This is a genomic window from Tenacibaculum agarivorans, assembly GCF_001936575.1.
In the GTDB taxonomy this organism is placed as follows: domain Bacteria; phylum Bacteroidota; class Bacteroidia; order Flavobacteriales; family Flavobacteriaceae; genus Polaribacter; species Polaribacter agarivorans.
This window is the reverse complement of record NZ_MSMP01000077.1, coordinates 1-2,941: the sequence shown is the minus strand read 5'-3', so window position 1 is coordinate 2,941 and position 2,941 is coordinate 1. Positions and strand designations below refer to the sequence as shown.

At 30.9% G+C, this 2,941-nt stretch carries 3 protein-coding genes; all 3 read right to left on the bottom strand.

The genetic code is table 11. From position 1 onward, the window contains the following. Nucleotides 1-16: 16 nt before the first annotated feature. Entirely contained in the window at nt 17-724 is a 708-nt protein-coding gene (locus BVC87_RS22885; protein WP_075344716.1) for a leucine-rich repeat domain-containing protein, read from the bottom strand. 197 nt (nt 725-921) lie between these two features. Beyond that, entirely contained in the window at nt 922-1,980 is a 1,059-nt protein-coding gene (locus tag BVC87_RS22880) for a bifunctional transcriptional activator/DNA repair enzyme AdaA (RefSeq protein ID WP_075344715.1), read from the bottom strand. Further along, nucleotides 1,981-2,736 (bottom strand): isocitrate lyase/PEP mutase family protein, encoded by a 756-nt coding sequence (locus tag BVC87_RS22875; protein ID WP_075344714.1) that lies wholly within the window; start codon nt 2,734-2,736, stop codon nt 1,981-1,983. Nucleotides 2,737-2,941 lie beyond the last annotated feature (205 nt).

Here is a 2,941-nt window from a genome sequence, read left to right as displayed (position 1 = left end):
GTGTTGTAGCCAGTTTTTATTTTCTATTGTTTTCGTCAATAATTCTGAGGTCTGGGCACAGAGTTTTTATTTCATTTAAATTCTCAACTTCAGTAGTATCAATAAGTAAATGAGTCAGAGATTTCATTTGACAGACCTCTGTTGGAATTGAAGTTATGCTGTTTCCATGTAACCATAGGTTTCCAACACTTTCTAACCCCAAAAAGTCATTTGAAAATTCAGTTAAGTTATTTCCTCCCAAACCGCAAAACCGCATCTTATCAAGATTATTAAAGCTTTCGGGTATTTTGCTAATCTTATTGTCTCCGAGCATTAATCTTTCAAGATTTACACACTTTACCAGTGAAGCAGGAATTTCCTCTATTTGATTATATCCAAAATTCAAAATCCTTAATTTTTTCAATTCTCCTATTGAGGATGGAATAGTTTTGAATTTAGAAGCATTTGCTGTTATTTCTTCTAGTTCTTTACATTCTGAAATTGCCTCTGGCAAAGAGGTCATATTAGTTCCAGAAACGTCTAGAATTTTTAGATTCTTTAGTTCTTTAATTTCATCTGGAATGGAAGTCAACTTCTTATTATTTCTCAGTCTTAAAGTGTGAACTACTTCTTTGTTAGCAAATGCATCTTCGAGATTATAACAAACTTCATAGCCCTTTTGAATTTGTCCAAATGCTATCATTCCTAGAAAGCAGAGAATTATTGTCGAGATTATTTTTTTCATTCTAATTGTGTATAACGGTCAGTATAAGAAACGTAGGGCAGTTGATAAGCGATACGTTTCGGTTTGGTACTAAGCCAAATATAATATTTTGCTTTTATCTTTTTTGTTGAAAATGCCAAATTTTATATTTGGCGGGCTTTATAAATATTCATAAACCTTTCGGTTTAGCACAAATGCCCTATGTTTTTTATACCTTGTTATGTGCTGGCATTATTCCGTTCGTGTTCAATCAACCATTTTTTTCGTTCAATTCCTCCACCATACCCAGTCATTTTTCCGTCTTTTCCAATTACTCTATGACAAGGTATAATAATAGAAATTCTATTATAACCATTTGCTGATGCGACTGCTCTAATTGCTTTTGGGTTGTTGATTTTTTCTGCTTGGTTTTGATAGGTTGTCGTTGTTCCGTATTCTATTTGTTGTAAACAGTCCCAAACTGAATTTTGAAAATCAGTACCTGGTGTTTCAAGTTTTACATCAAATTTTTTTCTTGTACCCTCAAAGTATTCCTTAACCTCTTTTTTGACTTGCTTTATATGCTCGTTCTCACCAGAAATAATATTAGCTTTTAGTAATTTTTGTAAGTCCTTAAATTCTGTTTCAAGCATTCTTCTGTCAACAAATTCAAGTAAACAAACTCCGTTTTCAGTTGCGCAAACAAACATTGGTCCCAATGGTGTTGTCAGGCGATTTATAAGAATTAGATTTTCTCCTTTACTTTGTTTAGGTGACTTGCCTATAAGTTTTTTAAAAGTATAGCCAAATCCACTTAGTGATTCATAACCTGTGTCTATAGCAGTATGTGTAGTGTTTTTTCCAAGTTTTAATTCTTGAAAGGCATTATTTATTCTATACATTTTTTGGTAAGCTTGAAAAGTCATACCATAATTTTTTTTAAACCATCTTCTTACAATTTCTGGACTAATACCTTTTTGTCTTAATTGATAATCTGTTATTTTCTCCTTGGGATTTTCTTTAATTAATTTGATTGCATTTTCGACTTGCTCTGGTGCTTGATTTGCATTTTCTGTTGGTTTACAAATCTTACAAGGTCTATAGCCATTATCTAAGGCGTCTTTAAACGTAGTATAAAATTCAACGTTTTCTTTTTTTGGTTTGCGTGCTCTACAAGTAGCAATACAAAAAACCAATGTAGTTTTTACACCAACAAAAAAGATTCCAACGAAATTTTGTTTTCTTTCTAATAAAGCTTGATAGTATGTTTCTATTTTTTTGTTGTCTGTAACTAACATTTAAAAAATTGAATTAAATGATTCTTGGTTTAATATTACTTTTGTTATTTTTTCAAATTGATTGTACATTTTATCAAAAATAAAATTCCCCATACTTATTCGTTTTACACCTAACTCTGTTAATTTGTCAAAACTTGGAAGGTTAGGCATACACATTACATTAATTGGCAATTTTGTGCAATTTACAATTTCTTTAATGTCGTTTTCTTTCTCAATACAAGGAACGAAAATTCCATTTGCTCCAGCATTTTGATAAAGTTGAATTCTTTTTTTTGTTTCTTCAATTACATTTTCTTGAAGCAGGATAAATGTATCTGTTCTCACATTTATAAAAACACCAACATTTTCCTTTTCCAATTCTTCCTTTATTTCTTTGAGTGTCTTTGCGAAGTCATTAGCGTTTAATAAAATCCGTTTTTCGCTAACAACACTATCTTCGATATTAATTCCAACAGCTCCTAATTTTGCTAATCTTTTAATGTGATTAACGATTTCTTTTGGTTTGCGACTATATCCCGATTCCAAATCAACTGACAAAGGTAAATTTGTGTTTATGGCAATCCGCTTTACGAAATATTCCAATTCAGAAAATTCCATTTCTTCGCCATCGTTATATCCTAAAATTGATGCAATTGCTGAACTCGAAGTTCCAATTGCTTGAAAATTTAATTTTTCGGCTGTTTTTGTACTTGGTACATCCCAGACATTTCCGATTAATAATGGTTTATCTTGATTATGTAAGTTTTTAAATTCCATCTTTTTATGTTTTGATGCAAAAAAACTATTATGAAATTTAATCAGCAACCGAAAATTGGACGAGTATTTTTTTTCGCTTGCACATAACGGTTTGTATAACGTTAGTTTGGGGAATTGGAAGCACCAATTATCAGACTAACATGATTTTTGATTAAAAGTACAGAACTTTAATTTTTAAACAAAGCCCAAATTAACGTTATGCGTT